The organism is Streptomyces sp. NRRL F-5727 (assembly GCF_000719555.1).
In the GTDB taxonomy this organism is placed as follows: domain Bacteria; phylum Actinomycetota; class Actinomycetes; order Streptomycetales; family Streptomycetaceae; genus Streptomyces.
The window spans coordinates 1-17,459 of the sequence record NZ_JOGX01000017.1; the positions used below are offsets into that span (position 1 = coordinate 1).

16 protein-coding genes and 1 pseudogene are annotated in these 17,459 nt (G+C 74.4%); 11 read left to right on the forward strand and 6 right to left on the reverse strand.

The window, feature by feature from the left end; all coding sequences use genetic code 11:
* Both IF73_RS0114595 and IF73_RS0114600 read right to left on the reverse strand, forming a co-directional pair.
* Positions 1-529: pseudogene (locus tag IF73_RS0114595) on the reverse strand (hypothetical protein); the annotation flags it as partial.
* Complete coding sequence (locus IF73_RS0114600) at positions 526-2,589, reverse strand: right-handed parallel beta-helix repeat-containing protein (RefSeq protein WP_031007613.1); 2,064 nt, start codon at positions 2,587-2,589, stop codon at positions 526-528. The gene IF73_RS0114600 and the pseudogene IF73_RS0114595, both read right to left, overlap by 4 nt.
* Before the next feature lie 166 nt (positions 2,590-2,755).
* On the opposite strand from IF73_RS0114600, the gene hmgA reads away from it, so the two are divergent.
* Genes hmgA through IF73_RS0114615 form a run of 3 tightly spaced genes read left to right on the forward strand, consistent with a single transcriptional unit; the run spans position 2,756 to position 6,115 of the window.
* Entirely contained in the window at positions 2,756-4,069 is a 1,314-nt protein-coding gene (gene hmgA / locus IF73_RS0114605) for a homogentisate 1,2-dioxygenase (protein ID WP_031007615.1), read from the forward strand.
* Positions 4,070-4,114: 45 nt separating this feature from the next.
* Complete coding sequence (locus IF73_RS0114610; RefSeq protein WP_031007617.1) at positions 4,115-4,864, forward strand: GntR family transcriptional regulator; 750 nt, start codon at positions 4,115-4,117, stop codon at positions 4,862-4,864.
* 24 nt (positions 4,865-4,888) lie between these two features.
* On the forward strand, positions 4,889-6,115 hold the full coding sequence (locus IF73_RS0114615; RefSeq protein WP_031007619.1) for a type ISP restriction/modification enzyme: 1,227 nt from the start codon (positions 4,889-4,891) through the stop codon (positions 6,113-6,115).
* A 179-nt stretch (positions 6,116-6,294) separates the two neighbouring features.
* Here the strand turns inward: IF73_RS0114615 and IF73_RS0114620 are convergent, their stop codons facing one another.
* Positions 6,295-7,023: a TetR/AcrR family transcriptional regulator gene (locus tag IF73_RS0114620; RefSeq protein ID WP_031007621.1), complete on the reverse strand. Its 729-nt coding sequence runs from the start codon at positions 7,021-7,023 to the stop codon at positions 6,295-6,297.
* Positions 7,024-7,084: 61 nt separating this feature from the next.
* On the opposite strand from IF73_RS0114620, the gene IF73_RS0114625 reads away from it, so the two are divergent.
* The 3 genes from IF73_RS0114625 (at position 7,085) to IF73_RS0114635 (ending at position 10,054) form a co-directional block, all read left to right on the forward strand.
* Positions 7,085-8,023 carry a daunorubicin resistance protein DrrA family ABC transporter ATP-binding protein gene (locus IF73_RS0114625; protein WP_031007623.1) on the forward strand — a complete coding sequence of 313 codons (939 nt, stop codon included), beginning with the start codon at positions 7,085-7,087 and terminating at the stop codon, positions 8,021-8,023.
* Positions 8,020-8,796, forward strand: a complete 777-nt coding sequence (locus IF73_RS0114630) for an ABC transporter permease (protein ID WP_031007625.1) — start codon at positions 8,020-8,022, stop codon at positions 8,794-8,796. The genes IF73_RS0114625 and IF73_RS0114630 overlap by 4 nt, the downstream gene beginning before the upstream one ends.
* A 61-nt stretch (positions 8,797-8,857) precedes the next feature.
* Positions 8,858-10,054, forward strand: coding sequence for a CaiB/BaiF CoA transferase family protein (locus IF73_RS0114635; RefSeq protein ID WP_031007627.1), 1,197 nt, complete (start codon positions 8,858-8,860; stop codon positions 10,052-10,054).
* Between the two features lie 87 nt (positions 10,055-10,141).
* Here IF73_RS0114635 and IF73_RS0114640 read toward each other — a convergent pair whose 3' ends face one another.
* Positions 10,142-10,414 (reverse strand): hypothetical protein, encoded by a 273-nt coding sequence (locus IF73_RS0114640; protein WP_078868063.1) that lies wholly within the window; start codon positions 10,412-10,414, stop codon positions 10,142-10,144.
* A 297-nt stretch (positions 10,415-10,711) separates the two neighbouring features.
* On the opposite strand from IF73_RS0114640, the gene IF73_RS0114645 reads away from it, so the two are divergent.
* Positions 10,712-11,728 (forward strand): protein kinase domain-containing protein, encoded by a 1,017-nt coding sequence (locus tag IF73_RS0114645; RefSeq protein WP_037879214.1) that lies wholly within the window; start codon positions 10,712-10,714, stop codon positions 11,726-11,728.
* On the opposite strand, the gene IF73_RS0114650 is transcribed toward IF73_RS0114645, so the two are convergent.
* Complete coding sequence (locus tag IF73_RS0114650; RefSeq protein WP_031007632.1) at positions 11,712-12,518, reverse strand: SGNH/GDSL hydrolase family protein; 807 nt, start codon at positions 12,516-12,518, stop codon at positions 11,712-11,714. The genes IF73_RS0114645 and IF73_RS0114650 overlap by 17 nt on opposite strands.
* A gap of 633 nt (positions 12,519-13,151) precedes the next feature.
* On the opposite strand from IF73_RS0114650, the gene IF73_RS0114655 reads away from it, so the two are divergent.
* The 4 genes from IF73_RS0114655 to IF73_RS0114670 all read left to right on the forward strand — a co-directional run bounded on the left by IF73_RS0114655 (position 13,152) and on the right by IF73_RS0114670 (position 17,036).
* Positions 13,152-13,988: a glycosyltransferase family 2 protein gene (locus IF73_RS0114655; RefSeq protein WP_031007635.1), complete on the forward strand. Its 837-nt coding sequence runs from the start codon at positions 13,152-13,154 to the stop codon at positions 13,986-13,988.
* A complete protein-coding gene (locus tag IF73_RS0114660) occupies positions 13,985-15,046 on the forward strand; it encodes a glycosyltransferase family 2 protein (RefSeq protein WP_051716794.1) in 1,062 nt (353 codons plus the stop codon). The genes IF73_RS0114655 and IF73_RS0114660 overlap by 4 nt, the downstream gene beginning before the upstream one ends.
* Positions 15,047-15,111: 65 nt before the next feature.
* Entirely contained in the window at positions 15,112-15,876 is a 765-nt protein-coding gene (locus IF73_RS0114665; protein WP_031007639.1) for a polysaccharide deacetylase family protein, read from the forward strand.
* A 50-nt stretch (positions 15,877-15,926) separates the two neighbouring features.
* Positions 15,927-17,036, forward strand: a complete 1,110-nt coding sequence (locus tag IF73_RS0114670; RefSeq protein ID WP_031007641.1) for a DUF5925 domain-containing protein — start codon at positions 15,927-15,929, stop codon at positions 17,034-17,036.
* Between the two features lie 45 nt (positions 17,037-17,081).
* Here the strand turns inward: IF73_RS0114670 and IF73_RS0114675 are convergent, their stop codons facing one another.
* On the reverse strand, positions 17,082-17,459 hold the full coding sequence (locus IF73_RS0114675) for a GntR family transcriptional regulator (RefSeq protein ID WP_030494480.1): 378 nt from the start codon (positions 17,457-17,459) through the stop codon (positions 17,082-17,084).

Below are 17,459 nucleotides of genomic sequence, written 5' to 3' on the forward strand. Positions count from 1 at the left end.
GGGTGGAGGTGAGGGGGAGGGTGGTCTGGACGGGCTTGCCGGAGACGGCCCAGACGGTGTGGTCGTCGGCGTGGAGGCGGACGGTGAGGGTGCGGGCGCCGGGCGGGAGGTGGAACCAGGGGCCGTAGGCGCGGGCGGTCTCGCGGCCATCGACGAGGACGCGGGCGTGGCCGCGGCCGGCGAGGGCCGCGCCGCCGGTGGACTCGGGGGTGAAGCGGAACCTCTCCACGGCGAGGTGGACGTTCCAGCCGCCCTCGGTGTCCGGGAGGAGCTCGGCGCGGACGGAGGGCGCGTCGGCGGCGGGGAGTTCGCGGAGGCGGTGGCCGGACTCGTCGCGCGCCGCGAGCAGGGTGCCGCCGGTGCCGGTGGCCTGCTCGTGGCCGGTGCCGGGCTTGTGGTGGGTGGTGGGGCGGCCGCCGCAGCCGGCGGCCAGGAGCACGGCGGCGGCGACCGCGGCCGCCGTGAGCAGCCGGGCCTGGGTAGGACGGGGCGCGGGGCGGGACGCGGGCCGGGGGTCGGGGCCGGTCATGCGGTGGCCTCTTCCGCGGGCTCGGCGGGGTCGGTGGAGTCGGCCGGGGGTTCGGGGGTGGGGCGGGTGCCGGCGGCGATGACGGCCCACAGGACCCAGACGACGCCGAGGAGGAGGCGGAGCCAGGCGGGGCTGAGGGGGATGCCGGGGATCATCAGGACGGCCTTGTCGAAGGCGTCGAGGAGGGTGAGGAGGCCGAGGGCGACCGTCGTCCAGGCGAAGACGGGGCGGGTGGGGCGCAGGAGGAGGCCGGTGATCGTCCACCAGGCGCCGGTGAGGAGGAGGGCGAGGGCGGGGACGTAGGTCGGGGCGAGGGCGAGGGTGGAGCCGGCGACGTCCAGGGCGAGTCCGGCGAGGCCGGTGAGAAGGGCCGCGGCGGCGAGGCGGCGGCCGCGCAGGCGGCGCCACCAGAGGGCGGTGCCGACGAGGGCGAGGAGGAGGGAGGCGGCGAGGGCGATCTGGACCTCGACGCGCCGCAGACCGCGGGCGCCGTACCAGTCGCAGCCGGCGGGGAGGCGGCGGGCCTGGACGCTGTAGTCGGCGCAGACGAGGAGTTGGGCGAGTTTGACGGGTTCGCCGATCAGGCGGGCGGTGGCGCCGGACACCTCGCCGCGGGCGGCGCCGCAGGTGGGCAGGGCGCGAGGGCTGGAGGCGCCGGTGTCGGACTGCCAGCAGTTCGCGCTGCCCTGGCCGTCCCACCAGACGTCGGTGCGGTTGGGGCGGGAGTTGCCGGCCTTGTCGGTGCCGAGGCGGTTGTTCGCGTAGCGGTTGTGGTGGGAGGTGTCGGTCTGCTTGGACCAGGCGGATTCGCCGCGGATGAAGGCGGGGACGGCGTTGAGGTAGAAGCCGGTGCGTTCGTGGCCGTAGATCCAGTTGTTCTCGTAGAGGTTCCAGTTGCCGCCGGCGGTGATGATGCCGGAGCCGGGCGGCATGGAGATCTGGGGGCAGACGACGCCGTTCTCGTAGCCGCGGTCGGCGGGCGGCTTCGCGCAGGTGCCGTCGGCGACGTGCCGGTAGTAGTCCTCGTTGTTGTCGTGGATCACGTTCCGTTCGAACCGGGCGTGGTTCTGCGGGAGTCCGGGGTGGCCGGGGAAGGCGGAGTCCATGGAGGCGCCGCCCATGTTGTGGTCGAACTCGTTGTCGTGGACCCAGACGGAGTCCCCGGCGGTGCCGGAGTAGCCGACCATGTTGTGGTGGCTGCGGCAGCCGGTGATCTCGATGGAGTAGCGGGGGACGTCGTAGCCGCGCCCGTCGTTGATGTTCGAGGCCGAGCCGGGGTAGATGCCGGAGTCGCCGTTGCCGTAGGACTCGCAGTTCTTGTAGAGGCCGTGGTCGGAGGCGAAGGTGAGGAAGCCGTACTCGTCGTTCCAGCGGGTCAGGACGTCGTCGATGACGAAGCCGTCGGCGGCGAGGACGTACAGCGAGTTGAAGGTGGTGCGCTGGGCGGTGAAGTTGCGGAAGTAGACGCCGTCGGACCGGTCGGCGCGGATCGCGTTGAGCTTGGTGTACTTCGCGTCGATGACGACGTCGAGGCGGGACGCGCCGGTGCCCTCGATCTGGAGGTCCTTCTTGCCGAGGATCGCGACGAGGTTCTGGTTGTGCGGGCACCGGGCCTGCTGCTCGTACGACAGGATCTGGTAACCGAAGGAGGACTTCGGGGCGTCCAGGGAGGCGCAGGCGCCGGTGGGGGCGGGGAGCGAGGGCTCCTCCTCGTACAGGCCGGGCAGGATCGCGATGGTCATGCCGGGCCTGTCGACGGCGTCGACGGCCTGCTGGAGGTGGCGGAAGCCGGAGCGGCCGCAGCGGGCGAAGAGCTCCAGGTTGCGGGCCTTGAGGGCGGCCGGGAAGGCGGCGATCCGGCGGTCGAAGTCGGCCCGGTCCGTCTTGCAGACGAGGAGGTCCGGCTCGCCCGTGCGGAGTTCCGGCACGCTGCCGGAGCCGTCGGGGAAGGTGACGGGCCGCTCCTCGTGCGCCTGGGCGCCGGGGGCGGTGAGCAGGGCCGCGGCGAGCACCGCGAGCACGACCGAGAGCACGGAGAAGAGCCTTCTGGTCCACGACATGGCCGCGAGAGTAGAGCATTGTTCATCTTTTTGACCCCGCCGTGCACGCAGGGATCGAGGACCGGCCGCACGGGCCCGCCGGTCCGCCCCGTTGACGGGAGCGGCGCGGAATCCTACGGTCATCCATAGGAATCCTTTCAGGACCAGCGCAGGACAGGAGCGGGCGATGACGACCGAGCAGGCCAGGAAGACGGCCGAGGCGCTCACCTACAGCACCGGATTCGGCAACGAGCACGGCTCGGAGGCGCTCCCCGGCGCCCTGCCGGAGGGCCGCAACTCGCCGCAGCGCGCCCCGCTCGGGCTCTACGCCGAGCAGCTCAGCGGCAGCGCGTTCACCGAGCCGCGGGCGCACAACCGCCGCTCGTGGCTGTACCGGATCCGCCCGTCGGCGGCCCACCCGCCGTTCGTCCGGACGGACAACGGCGCCGTCCGCACCGCGCCCTTCGCGGAGACCGTCGCCGACCCCAACCGGCTGCGCTGGAACCCGCTGCCGGAACCGGCGCCGGGCACCGACTGGCTGGCCGGCCTGTGGACCCTCGGCGGCAACGGCGACGCGACCCAGCGCACCGGCATGGCCGTGCACCTGTACCACGCCAACGCCTCCATGGAGCGGGTCTTCGGCGACTCCGACGGCGAGCTGCTGATCGTCCCCGAGCGCGGCGGCCTCCTGCTCCGCACCGAGCTGGGCCTGCTCGCCGCCCGCCCCGGCGAGGTGGCGCTGATCCCGCGCGGGGTCCGCTTCCGCGTCGAGCTCCTGGACGACACCGCGCGCGGCTACGTCTGCGAGAACTACGGCGCCCCGTTCCAGCTCCCCGACCTCGGCCCGATCGGCGCCAACGGCCTGGCGAACGCGCGGGACTTCCGGGCCCCCGTCGCCGCCTACGAGGACGTCGAGGGCCCGGTCGAGGTGGTCAACAAGTTCTGCGGCAACCTCTGGACGGCGACGTACGGCCACTCGCCGCTCGACGTCGTCGCCTGGCACGGCAACCACACCCCGTACGTCTACGACCTGCGCCGCTTCAACGTCATCGGGACGATCTCCTACGACCACCCCGACCCGTCCATCTTCACCGTCCTCACCTCGCCGTCCGACACCCCCGGCCTGGCCGGCGTCGACTTCGTCGTCTTCGCCCCGCGCTGGCTGGTCGGCGAGGACACCTTCCGGCCGCCGTACTTCCACCGGAACGTGATGAGCGAGTACATGGGCCTGATCGAGGGCGCGTACGACGCCAAGGCGGAGGGCTTCGTGCCCGGCGGCGGCTCGCTGCACAACATGATGTCCGCGCACGGCCCCGACCGGGAGACCTTCGACAGGGCGAGCGCGGCCGAGCTGAAGCCGCAGAAGATCGACGACGGCCTGGCCTTCATGTTCGAGACCCGCTGGCCGGTGACGGCGACCGCGCAGGCGGCCGGGGCCGACCACCTGCAGCGGGGTTACGACGACGTGTGGCAGGGTCTGGAGCGTCATTTCCGGCCGTAGAGTCCTGCCTCAGCCGCCCCACCCCGTCGTCGTACGGAGAACGCCGTGACCGCCTTCGCTCCCGACTCGCTGGTCCTGAACCGCAAGCTCCCGCTGTGGTACCAGGTCTCGCAGTCCCTGCGCGCCTCCATACTGGGGCGCACGCCCGACGCCTCGCTGCGGCTGCCCACCGAGGAGCAGCTCGCCGCGCACTACGGCGTCAGCGTGCTGACCATGCGGCAGGCGCTGAAGGAGCTGGAGGAGGAGGGGCTGATCAGCCGGCACCGGCGGCGCGGCACCTTCATCGAGCCGGGCGCCCGGCGCTCCACCCCGCGCCGGCTGCTCGGCTCGATCGACGCGATCGTGGCCCAGCAGTCCGGCGAGCGGACCACGGTCCTCGGCCACGGCCCGGAGCCGGTGCCCGGTGAGCTAGCCGAGCACTTCCCGGACCTGGCCGAGGTCGCCACCTACCGCCGGCTGCGCCGCGACGGCGAGAGCGGCGAGCCGACGAACTGGGCGGAGAACGCGGTCCGGCCGGAGTTCGCCGCCGCCATCGACCCGGCGGACCTGGAGCGCTGGCCGATGACGAAGGTGCTCCGGGACGTCGTCGGGGTACGGATCAGCCGGATCACCGACACCGTCGAGGCGCGCCTCGCCGACCCGGAGACGGCGGAGCTCCTCGAAGTCCCGCTGCTCTCCCCGATCCTGCACTACACCGGCGTCACCTACGACGAGGACGGGCGCGTCGTCGACGTGGCCCGCATCCGCTACCGGGGCGACCGCTTCTCCTTCACGGTGACGGTCGAGGCGCACTGACGCGTCCGTTCCGCGCTCGTTAGCATGCGGGGCGTGACAGAGGCTTCGCGGCGGCAGGCATCCCCACCGGAGGACGACACGCCCCTGCTCGACGAGCTGATGCCGTGGTCGGTGGCCCCGCTGCGGTTCGGGCGGGCGTGGATCGTGGCGCCCGACGTCCGCACGCTGCGCGGGCGGTGGGACCGGCTGGTGGCGGCGGAGGGCGGCGAGCGGGAGGCGCTGTTCCGGCCGAGCCGGGCGCGCACGACGGGCACGGCGGTGGCGGCGCTGCCGGGGCAGCGGACCGGGACCGGGCGGTTCGCCCGCGAGACCGGGCCCTGTCCCGAGCCGGTCCGGGTGCTGTCCGGGCCGTTCGACGAGGAGTGGCTGCTCCCCGACCACCGGCTGATCGACACCGCCCGTCCCGAGCTGTGGCGGGTGGCGGGCGGCCCGCAGCTCTTCGCGGTGGAGCAGGGGTACGTGCCGGGGGCGGCCGGGCCTCCGCTGGTGGTGACCGGCGCGCTGCCGGAGGGGCGGTCCCCCGCGGGCCGCCCGGGCCGGATCCGGCCGCTCTTCCGGCGCCCCGGCGGCGCGGAGCCGAACCTGGTGCCGGGGCTGCCCGGCTTCCTGCGGGAGCGGTACGGGGCGGTGGAGCCGGTCCAGTGGCTGGCCTGGGTCGTCGCGGCGGCGGTCCCCTCCCCCGCCGGGTGCCGGGTGCCGCTGCCGGCGGACCCGGAGGTGTGGGCGGCGGGGGTGGCGCTCGGGCGGGAGCTGCTCGACGTCCAGCTGCGGGGCGCGCTGAGCGGGACGCGGCCACGGCTGCCGGGCGGGCGCCGGCCCTATGTGCGGGCGGCGGTCCCGGCGCGCCCGGAGGCGCTGGCGTACGACCCCGTCGACGAGGTGCTGAGCGTCGGCGAGGGCCGGATCTCCCCAGTGCCGGAGGCGGCCTGGGAGTACCGGGCCGGCGGGGTGCGGGTCCTGGAACGGTGGTTCGCCCGCCGGACCGCTCCGGCCGAGCCGGGCTCGCTGGAGGCGATCGGCCCGGCGGCCTGGCCGCAGGAGTGGACCTCCGAACTGCTCGACCTGGTCACGGTGCTCGCGCTGCTCGGCGGACGGGAGGCGGAGCGCGCCCCGTTCACGGCGGCCGGCGGACCGGGCCGGTCGGCGCTGCGCGCGGCGGGCGTGCTGCCGGTCCCGGACCGGGCGCGCCGCCCGGCCTCGGTCCTGGACCATCAGGAGGAGGGCCCGGAGGGCCAGTTCATGCTGGTGTGACGGCCCTTCGGCGATCACCCCACGACGGGTCACCGGGCCTCCCCACGGCGGGTCACCCTCGGCGGGTCCTCCCACGGCGGTCACCCTCGGCGGGCCCTCCCACGGCGGTCACCCACAGCGGGCCCTCCCACGGCGGTCACCCACAGCGGGTCACCCTCGGCGAGTCCTCCCACGGCGGGTCACCCCTCGGCCGGTCCCGCCGTCGCGAAGGAGTCGAGCAGCCGCGCGATCGTCATCGCGAAGATCTCGTCCGGGTCGACGGGCGCGGCCGATTCCGCGAGCAGCGCGGCGAGGTGCGGGTACCGTCCCGTCGCCACCTGGCTCCTGAGGTAGGCGCCGCGCACGGCCTGTTCCTCCTCCTCGGACCAGGGCAGGCCGCGGGCGCGTTCGGCGATGGCCTGCTCGTTGCGGACGGTCGCCATGACGGTGCCGTTGACCATCGCGATGAGCTGCATCTTGAGGCCGGCGGGCACGTCGAGCGGGGCGAGGCAGCCGAGGCACCACTCCAGATAGCGCAGGGCGTTCGGGCTGAAGCCGTAGGCGGTGGTCATGACCCGGGTGAGCCAGGGGTGCCGGTACATGATCGCGCGGGTCTGGCCGGCCAGCTCGGTCATGTCGGCCCGCCAGTCGCCGCTGGGCCGCTCCGGGAACGTGTACTCGGCGCCGGCCGCGTCGACCATCAGCTCGTAGAGGTCCTCCTTGCGGGGGACGTAGTTGTAGAGCGACATGGTGCCGCAGCCGAGGTCGGCGGCGATCCGCCGCATGGAGACCGCGTCGATGCCGTCGGCGTCGGCGATGCGGACGGCGGCGTCGACCACGTCCTGCCTGCTGAAGGCGGGCTTGGGGCCGCGGCCCGCGCGCTCGGGGCGCGCCCAGATCACTTCGGGTTCGGCCGCTCGGCCCGCCATCACATCACCTCGCCCACCATCGTAGTTACGTACACCGTACGTAGTGCGGTACGGTCTCCGCATGACAACTACGTACGCTGTACTTAGTGAGGGCCTGGAGAAGCGGTACGGCGAGGTCCACGCGGTGCGCGGGCTCGATCTGGCGGTCCCCGAGGGCACGGTCTGCGGTCTCCTCGGCCCCAACGGCGCCGGCAAGACCACCGCGGTCCGGATGCTCACCACGCTCCTCGCCCCCGACGCCGGAAGCGCCCGCGTCGCCGGCCACGACCTGATCCGCGACCCGGCCGGGGTGCGCCGGCGGATCGCCGTCACCGGCCAGTACGCCTCCGTCGACGGCGACCTCACCGGCGCGGAGAACCTGCGCCTCTTCGCCCGGCTGCTGCGGCTCCCGCGCGCCCGCGCCGACGAGCTCCTGGAGGAGTTCGGGCTCGCCGCGGCCGGGGACCGGCTCGCCCGCACCTACTCCGGCGGCATGCGGCGCCGCCTCGACCTCGCGGCGAGCCTGCTGGCCCGCCCCTCGGTCCTCTTCCTCGACGAGCCGACCACCGGCCTCGACCCGCGCAGCCGGGGCGCCGTCTGGGACACCGTCCGGAGGCTCGCGGCGCAGGGCACCACCGTGCTGCTCACCACGCAGTACCTGGAGGAGGCCGACCGGCTCGCCGACGACATCGTGCTGATCGAGGAGGGCCGGGCCGCCCACCGCGGCACCCCCGCCGAGCTGAAGGCGCTCGTCGGCAGCCGGGCCGAGGTCGTGCTCGCCGGGCCCGGGCCGCTGGAGCCCGCCGCGGCGGTCCTGGACCGGCTGACCGGCTCGGCGCCGGTCCTGGACGCCGAGCGGCGCACGGTCGGCGCGGTCACCACCGACCCCACCCTCACCCTCCCCCGGCTGGTCCGCGAGATCGACGCCGCCGGGATCCACATCGTCGACGCCTCGCTGCGTCCGCCCACCCTCGACGAGGTGTTCCTGCGCCTCACCGGACGGAAGGAGACCGCCGCGTGAACGCCCTGGCCCTCGAAGGCGCCGCCCTGGTCGGCCGCAACCTCCGGCGGATCCGGCACGCCCCCGCCATCACCGTGATGACCCAGACGATGCCGATCGTCTTCCTGCTCTTCTTCGGGTACGTCCTCGGCGGCGCCCTCGCCATGCCCGGCGCCGAGTACCGCTCCTTCCTCGTGCCCGGGCTGCTGGTCGCGACCGCCGCCGGCGGACTGATGACCGGCATGTTCCAGGCCGCCCAGGACACCCACCGGGGCGTCACGGACCGCTTCCTGACCCTCCCGGTCGGACGCGCCGCCGTGCCGCTCGGGCAGGCCGTCGCCGACCTCCTCGTCTGCGCCGTCGGCACGGTCCCGATGGTCCTCGTCGGGCTCGCCATGGGCTGGCGGATCGAGGGGGGCGCGCCGGCGGCGCTGGGCGCCTTCGGCCTGCTGCTGCTCTTCCGCTTCGCGACGACCTGGGCGGGGATCCTGCTCGGCCTCGCCTCCGAGAGCGAGGAGGCGGCCGGGCAGCTCGGCAGCGCCACCTTCATGCTGCCGCTGCTCTCGAACGCGTACATCCCGACCGACGGCATGCCGGGCTGGCTGCGCACGGTCGCCGAGTGGAACCCGATCTCCGCCGTCACCACCGCCGTCCGCGCGCTCTTCGGCAACGCCCCCGTGCCGGACGGCGCCGCCTGGCCGGTGGCCCACCCGGTGGCGGGCTCGCTGCTGTGGTCCCTCGGCCTGATCGCGGTCCTCGCGCCGCTCGCCGTCCGCCGGTACGGACGCCGCTGAACCGGCGGTGTGAGCGGGCTCCTGATGACAGGGCCCGGCCGGGCGCGGTAGGCAGGCGGGCATGAGCACTCAGCCACTCCCCCTGGACGGGATCACCGTCGTCTCCGTCGAGCAGGCCGTCGCCGCGCCCTTCGCCACGAGACAGCTCGCCGACCTCGGCGCCCGGGTGATCAAGGTCGAGCGCCCCGACGGCGGCGACTTCGCCCGCGGTTACGACACCGCCGCCCGCGGCCTGGCCTCGCACTTCGTCTGGTGCAACCGCGGCAAGGAGTCGGTCGCCGTCGACCTGAAGGAGCCGCGCGGCCGGGAGCTGGTGGGGCGGCTGGTCGCGGACGCCGACGTCTTCGTGCAGAACCTCGCGCACGGGGCGGCGGCCCGGCTCGGCCTCGACGCGGCCACCCTCTGTGCCGCGCACCCGCGGCTGGTCGCCGTCGACGTCTCCGGGTACGGACCGGACGGCCCGTACGCCCACCGGAGGGCGTACGACATGCTCGTGCAGTGCGAGACCGGACTGGTCTCGGTCACCGGCACCCCCGGACAGCCCGTCAAGTCCGGCATCCCGGCCGCCGACATCGCGGCCGGGATGTACGCGTACTCCGGCGTCCTCGCCGCCCTCGTCCGGCGCGGCAGGACCGGCCTCGGCGGGCCCGTGGAGGTCTCGCTGTTCGACGCGCTGGCCGAGTGGATGGGGCATCCGCTGCACCACGGGGCGCACGGAGGTACGGCCCCGGCGCGCACGGGGCTCGCGCATGCGGTGATCGCGCCCTACGACGCCTATCCGACGGCGGACGGCGGGCTGGTGCTGCTCTCGGTGCAGAACGACCGCGAGTGGCGGCGGCTCGCCGAGCGGGTGCTGGAGCGGCCGGAACTCGCCGGCGATCCGGCCTTCGCCACCAACGCGGCCCGGGTCGCCGGTCGGGCGGCGACCGACGCCGCGGTCGGGGCGGCGCTCGCCGCGCTGCCGGCGGAGGAGGCGGTACGGCGCCTGGACGCGGCCGGGATCGCCTGCGCGCGGCTCAACACGGTGGCGGACCTGGTACGCCACCCCCAGCTGGCGGCCCGGGACCGCTGGCGCCCGGTGGACTCGCCGGTCGGCCCGCTGCCGTCGCTGCTGCCGCCGGTCGGCTTCCCCGGCGCCCCGGAGGCGCCGATGGGCCGCGTCCCGGCCCTCGGCGAGCACACGGACGCGGTCCTCGCGGGGCTGGGCGTTCCGGCGGCGGAGGTGGCGGAGCTCCGGGCGGCCGGGGTGGTCGCCTGACCGGGAGCGGACGCCGAGGGTACGACGAAGCGCCGGACGGGCGGGGACGCGTCCGGCGCTCTCGGCGTGCGGGTGGGCGGCGGAGGGCTAGTGGTGGGCGCCGAACAGGGTGCGGCGCAGGCGGCGGAGCGGGGCGAAGAGCGAGACCCGCGTCCGGCCGACGTGCGGGCTCTGGACCGGCGCCTCGTGGCGACGCGTCGTCAGTTCCCGCATCAGCAGGGTCGCCTCGGCCACGTCGCGCTGCGGCACGGCGGGACCGCCGAGCACCGCGAGATGGCGGTCGAGACGCGAACTGGTCGCGCTGCTCCCGCAGGTGATGGCAGGCACACGCGGCCTGCTGCGCATCGTTATCTGTTCCATGTCACTCCCCACCCGTACGAGGGCACCCGGCCCGGGCAGGTTAACCCTATCGCCCCACAGTGACACGCGTGTATCCCGCCGACGGGATTCACCACACCCGTACGGGGGTTGACGGTCACTCTCCGAATCCATCTGATTCCAGGGCGAGTTGGACAGGGTTCGAACACCTGCCGAACCGTCATGAACCATCCTGCACCCCGGCGGCCCGCCGCCGGCCCCGGCGTGTTGTGTGATCTACGACACCGGGGGCCGTTCGGGTGGGTCGCCACCCGGCGGGGGCGCGGCTACCGTGGGGCCATGACGCTGATCGCGGGCCGTTACCGGCTGCTCGACGCCCTCGCGGAGGGCGCGGCGGGGATCGTCTGGCGCGCCCGGGACGAGGCGCTCGGCCGCGAGGTGGCCGTCAAGGAGGTGCACGCCCCGCCGGGGACGCCGGAGGAGGCGGAGCGCCTGCTGTACGCGCGCGTGGAGCGGGAGGCGCGGGCCGCGCGGGCGATCTCCGGACCCGGCGTGGCCGAGGTGTACGACGTGGCCGTGGAGCACGGCCGGCCGTGGATCGTGATGGAGCTGGTCCGCGGGCTGACGCTGGCGGAGACCCTGGAGGCCGGCGGGCCGCTTCCGGACCGGGAGGCGGCGCGGGTCGCGCTCGGCGTGCTGGCGGCGCTGCGGGCCGCCCGGGAGGCCGGTGTCCCCTATCGCGAACTGGGGCCGGACCGGGTGCTGCTGGCCAACGACGGGCGGGTGGTGGTGACCGGGGTGGCCACCGGGACCTCGGCACGGGACGCCGCGCCCGACGCGCCGCCGCCCGGGCCCGAGGGGGACCTGCGGCCGCTGGGCGCGCTGCTCGGCGGGATGGTCGCCGATCCGCGGTCGGGGCCGCTGGCGCCGGTGGCGGCGGGGCTGGCGGACCGGGACGCGGGGGTGCGGGCCGGGGCCGTACGGGAGCTGGAGCGGGTGGCCGGGGCCGGGGAGGCGCCGCGCGGGGAGGTGCGGGCCGGCCGGGCGCCGGGGCGCGGCCCGGAGCGTCCGGAGGATCGGGAGCACGACGGTCCGGGTGGTGTGCGCGGGGCGCGCACGGAGGAGCGCGCGGGCGACGGTGCGCGGCGGCGCGGGCCCGGCAGGCGGGCGGTGATCGCCGCCGGGATCGCCGGGCTGCTGGTCATCGTGGCGGCGCTGGTCTGGCAGGCCGTCAGGGACGGGGATCGGGGCGCCGGTCCGGGCGGGGGCGGGGCGTCGAGCACCGCTCCTGCCGTTCCCGGCGCCGCGGGTACGGGTGCGGAGGACGGGGGACCCGCCGCTACGCCGCGTTCCTGAAGGTGGGCAGGTAGCCGCTCGACTGGCCGGTGGCCGTCGGGTGGTAGGAGTCGCCGATGCTGAGCCAGTTGAGGCTGTGCAGCCAGGACGAGCCGGAGCAGATCTCGTGGCCGGTGAAGGCCGGGACGACACTGGCGAAGGTGAAGCCGTGGTCGGCGGCGCGCTTGGCGACGGCGGCGTTGAGGTAGTCGGAGCCGCTGTTGATGGCGGCGCGCTCGGTCTCGCTGAGGCCGGCGACGCAGCTGCCGTTCAGCTGGTAGAAGCGCGGGTAGCCGAGGACGACGACCCGGGCGGCCGGGGCCTTGGCGCGGATGGCGTCGTACACGGCGTCGAGGCGGGCGGGCAGGGTGGAGTCCACGTACGCCTTCGCCTGGTTCACCCGGCTGACGCAGGTGCTCTCCGACTGGAGCACACAGGTCGTCATGACGTCGGCGAATCCGGCGTCGTTGCCGCCGACGGTGATCGAGACGAGGTCGGTCGCGGAGGAGAGCGGCGCGAGCTGCTTGGTGGTGACGTCGGTGGTGACGGCGCCGGAACAGGCGGTGAAGGCGAAGGAGGAGGGGGCGTTGGCGTTGGCCCAGAGGCGCGGGTACGCCTTGGTGGAGCGCTTGCAGTCGCCGCTGGCGCTGTCGTAGCTGCCGGCGCCGACGCCGGAGGAGTACGAGTCGCCGAGGGCCACGTAGTCGAGTCCGGCGCTCTCTGCGGCCTGCGCGGCCCCCGCCCCGGTCAGGGCGAGGACGGAACCGAGCAGGAGCGAGGACGCGAAGGCCGCGAATCGCGACAGTTTCATGGAACCTCCCTGGAGCAGGATCTCTGCGCTACCAGGAAGTAGCATCGGATCCGCCGCTCCGGAAGTGTTCATGTCAAAACTCGCTCCGGAAGCACAGGTGAGCACCTCTCAGGAGGCGGCGGTTTTCAGCCACCTGAGGAACCGGACGCTCCCGTCCCGTTTCTCGATCGAACGGGATCACGGCACAACCGCACGACGCCACCCAGGAGTGCGGCGGATCCCCACCCTCCCCACCAGGAAAACGGATTGATCAAATCCGATCGAGAAGACAGCGCTTCCGGCCACCGATCGTTCGCCAAAGTGCCAGAAACCGGGCCGTACAAGCGGGACTTGCCATACAGTCCCATTCATCAATACCGTCGTACATCTCACCCGCATCGGTTCATCGGCAAGGCGCTCAGGGGAGAGCGCGTAAGGCCCGGCGACACCGGAGCGGGGCGCGGTAGGGGGGTGCCGTGCTCGGTGCGCGTCCATGCGCCGAGTCGCGGGTACCGCGCGGCCAGTCATGCCAACTCGCCGATCCCGCAAGGAGATCGCTTCCGTGCGGGGAGGGCGAGAACCCCCCTTTCGAACCGGACACACGACCGGGCCGCCCAGGGGTGGGCGGCCCACCGGACGAGAGGGAAACCGACCATGAGCTCGTTCCTGCGCCCGGCCGTCACGGGCCAAGAATTCACCGAGCCGAGTCGAATAGCGGCCCAGTACCGGGCCATCACGTCCCATCTGGCGATCACTCCACCGGTGAGCGTCGTCATTCCCGCGATGAATGAGGCGGAAAATCTTCCGTACGTGTTCAAGTCGCTGCCGGAATGGATTCACGAAGTCGTCCTCGTCGACGGAAATTCGACGGACAACACCGTCGAGGTCGCCCGTGAACTGCGCCCCGACGTGAAGGTCGTCAAACAGGTCGGCAAGGGCAAGGGCGACGCCCTGATCAGTGGCTTCGCCGCCTGCACCGGCGACATCATCGTCATGGTCGACGCCGACGGCTCGGCCGACGGCCAGGAGATCGTCTCCTACGTCTCCGCCCTGGTCGGCGGCGCCGACTTCGCCAAGGGCTCGCGCTTCGCCAACGGCGGCGGCACCGACGACATGACCGGGATCCGCCGGCTGGGCAACTGGGCCCTCTGCGCCCTCGTCAACCGGAAGTTCGGCGCCCGCTACACCGACCTCTGCTACGGCTACAACGCCTTCTGGCGACATTGCCTCGACAAGATCGTCCTCGACTGCACCGGCTTCGAGATCGAGACCCTCATCAACATCCGGGTCGTCAAGGCCGGCCTGAAGGTGCAGGAGGTCCCGAGCCACGAGTACCTGCGGATCCACGGCGTCAGCAACCTCAACGCGGTCCGCGACGGCATCCGGGTCCTCAAGGTGATCCTCCGCGAGAAGCGCGTCCCCAGGGCCGCCCGGGCGCTCCGCCGGCCCGCCGCGTTCTCGGTCAACGTCCCCCGGGGAGAGGTGTCTTGAGCGACCGCCCGGCCCCGCCCCGCTTCTCGGTGGTGATCTGCGTCTACACGGAGGAGCGGTGGGGGGACATCCTCGCCGCCGTCGACTCCGTCCGGAAACAGTCGCTGGCCCCGCTGGAGACCCTGCTCGTCGTCGACCACAACGAGCGGCTCCTGGACCGGCTCACCGAGGAGTTCGCGGACGCGCGGCGGACCGGGGAGGTACGGGTGCTCGCCAACGCGGGCCCCCGCGGCCTCTCCGCCGGCCGCAACACCGGCATCGCCGCCGCCCGCGGCGACGTCGTCGCCTTCCTCGACGACGACGCCGTGGCCGAGCACGACTGGCTCCACCACCTCGCCGCCGGCTACACGGACCCGGCGGTCGTCGCCGTCGGCGGTCGCACCCTGCCCGCCTGGGCCTCCGGCCGCCGCCCCGTCTGGTTCCCCGAGGAGTTCGACTGGGTCGTCGGCTGTACGTACCGGGGGCTGCCCCCCGGCCGGGTACGGGTCCGCAACGTGCTCGGCGGCAACGCCTCCTTCCGGCGCTCCGCCTTCGACGCGGCGGGCGGCTTCGCCACCGGCATCGGACGCGACGGCGACCGGCGGCCGCTCGGCTGCGAGGAGACCGAGCTGTGCATCCGGCTCGCGAACGCGGTGCCGGGCGCGGTCCTGCTCATCGACGACCGCGCGGTCATCCACCACAAGGTGCCCGCCGTCCGCGAGCGCTTCGCCTACTTCCGCACCCGCGTCTACGCCGAGGGCCTCTCCAAGGCGCTCGTCGCCCAGAGCGTCGGCGCGGGCAAGGGCCTGGAGTCCGAGCGGCGCTACACCAGCCGGGTCCTGCCCGCCGGGGTGCTGCGCGGGGTGCGGGACACCCTGCTCGGCCGGCCGGGCGGCGCCGGCCGGGCCGGGGCCATCGTCACGGGCGTGGCGCTCGCCGCCGGCGGCTACGCCCTCGGCACCCTCCGCGCCCGCCGCGGCGGCTCCCCCGCCTTCTCCTGGGGCCCGATCACCCCGGAGGGCGTACCCCAGGAGACCGCCGCCCCGGAGCAGCCGGAGAAGAAGGGGGCGGCGGCGTGAGCGCCCACCCCGCGCACCCCGCGGCCCTGGGACGGCAGGGGACGCCCGCCCCCGTGCCGATCCTCATGTACCACGCCGTCGCGCCCGACCCGGCGCCCGCGACGCTCGGGCTGTCCGTGACGCCCGACGCCTTCGCCGCGCAGATGGACCTGGTGGCGCAGCGGGGCTTCACGCCGGTCACCACCGCCGCGCTCGCCGCCGCGTGGCGGACCGGCGCGGAGCTGCCCGCGCGGCCCGTGCTCGTCACCTTCGACGACGGCTACGAGGGCGTGCACCGGTACGCCCTGCCGGTGCTCGCCCGGCACTCCTTCACCTCCACCGTCTTCGTCACCAGCGGCTGGCTGCCCGGCCGGCACGCCACCGGCGGCGCCCTCGACACCATGCTCTCCTGGGGACAGGTGCACGAACTGGCCGCCGCCGGAACCGAGATCGGCGGGCACAGCCACAGCCACCCGCAGCTGGACCAGCTCGACGCGCGGCGGCTGCGCTTCGAGGCGCTGCGCTGCCGGGAGCTGATCGGCGAGGAGCTCGGCACCGCGCCGGACTCCTTCGCCTACCCGTACGGCTACTCCAGCCGGCGGGTGCGCGCCGCCGTCCGGCAGGCCGGCTTCGGGCAGGCGCTCGCGGTCGGGAACGGGCTCGCGCGCCGCCGCCAGGGGCCGTACGCCCTGGAGCGGGTGACCGTGCGCCGCTCCACCACCGTCGAGCAGTTCGGCCGGCTCCTCGAAGGGACCGCCCTCGCCCGGGACTTCGCCGTCGACCGGGCCCTGACGAAGGGGTACGCGCTCGCCCGCCGGGCCCGCGGCGCGGTGCGCGGACACTGGATCTGACCCCGGCAAAACCCGGTGCGCGGCCCGGCCGGTTGGCGGATCATGGCGGCATGCCAGAGACCCCCGCCGTACCGTCCGGGCCGCACGAGGCGCTGCCGGTCGTGGTCAACCTCGACGACAGCGACTCGCCGAGCGACGTGATGGACGCGCTCTTCCTCGACCGGTTCGCCACCGGGGCGCAGCCGCACGCGCACGGCCTCACGCTGGACCGGGCCCGGCCCGACGCGACCCTGCTGCCGCCCGGCGCCCGGGTGCTGTGGGGGTCCAAGGAGGAGGACCGCAGCGCGGTGCTGGCCGAGGGCGAGGGGTGGACGATCCTCGCCTCCCGCTGGAAGCACCGCGCCGACGTCACCGTCACGGCGACCGACGCCGAGCTGGCCGCCCGGGTGCTCGCCGAGGCCACCGACGGCGCCAAGGACGAGCCCGAGCCGGAGCCCGAGGACGTCACCATGGGCTTCTGGTACCTGGCGCCGCAGCGCGGCCCGCGCCGGACGACCCGCCGGATCAGCGCCGACACCTGGGACGAGGCCCGCCCCAACTACACGGCGTCGGTGGCCGACGCGATGGACCGGCTGATGAAGCTGACGCCGGAGGACGTCACCGGACGGCTCCTGCTGCTGCACGGCCCGCCCGGCACCGGGAAGACCTCCGCGCTGCGCACCCTCGCCCGGTCCTGGCAGGAGTGGTGCCAGGTGGACTGCGTGCTCGACCCCGAGCGGCTCTTCAACGACATCGGGTATCTGATGGACATCGCCATCGGGGAGGACGACGGCACCGAGAAGGAGCGGTGGCGGCTGCTGCTCCTGGAGGACTGCGACGAGCTGATCCGCGGCGGCGCGAAGGAGGCCACCGGCCAGGCGCTGTCGCGGCTGCTCAACCTGACGGACGGTCTGCTCGGGCAGGGCCGCAAGGTGCTGGTGGGGCTCACCACCAACGAGGACCTGGAGCGGCTGCACCCGGCCATCGTGCGCCCCGGCCGCTGCCTGGCGCGGATCGAGGTCGGGCCGCTCAGCCGGGCCGAGTCGGTGGCGTGGCTGGGCCGCGAGGACGGGGTGCCGGCGGACGGCGCCACGCTGGCCGAGCTGTACGCGCTGCGGCGCGGCGCCTCCCCCGCCGAGCTCCCGGACCAGCGCACGCCGGCCGCCGGGCTGTATCTGTGAGGGCACGGTCCGCCGGGGCAGCCGCCGCCGGCGGACCGTCCGCCGTCACTCGGAGTCGTACGCGGCCCTCAGCGCGTCGCGTACGGCGGCCTCGGCCTCGTCCCGGGTGAGTCCCAGGCGGTACGCCTCCTCGGCGTACTGTGCGGCCGCGGAGGCGGCCCTGCGGCTGGCGGCGTCACCGGCCGCCGCGACGAAGGTGCCGTGCCGGCCCCGGGTCTCGATGACCCCGTCGGACTCCAGCGCCTTGTACGCCTTGGCGACCGTGTTCGCGGCGAGCCCCAGCTGCTCCGCGAGTCCCCGGACCGTGGGCAGCTTGTAGCCGACCGGCAGTCGGCCCGACCGGGCGCGCTCCGAGATCTGGGCACGCAGCTGTTCGTAGGGGGCGGTGGTGGACTGGTGGTCCACGGCGAGTGTCAGTGTCAC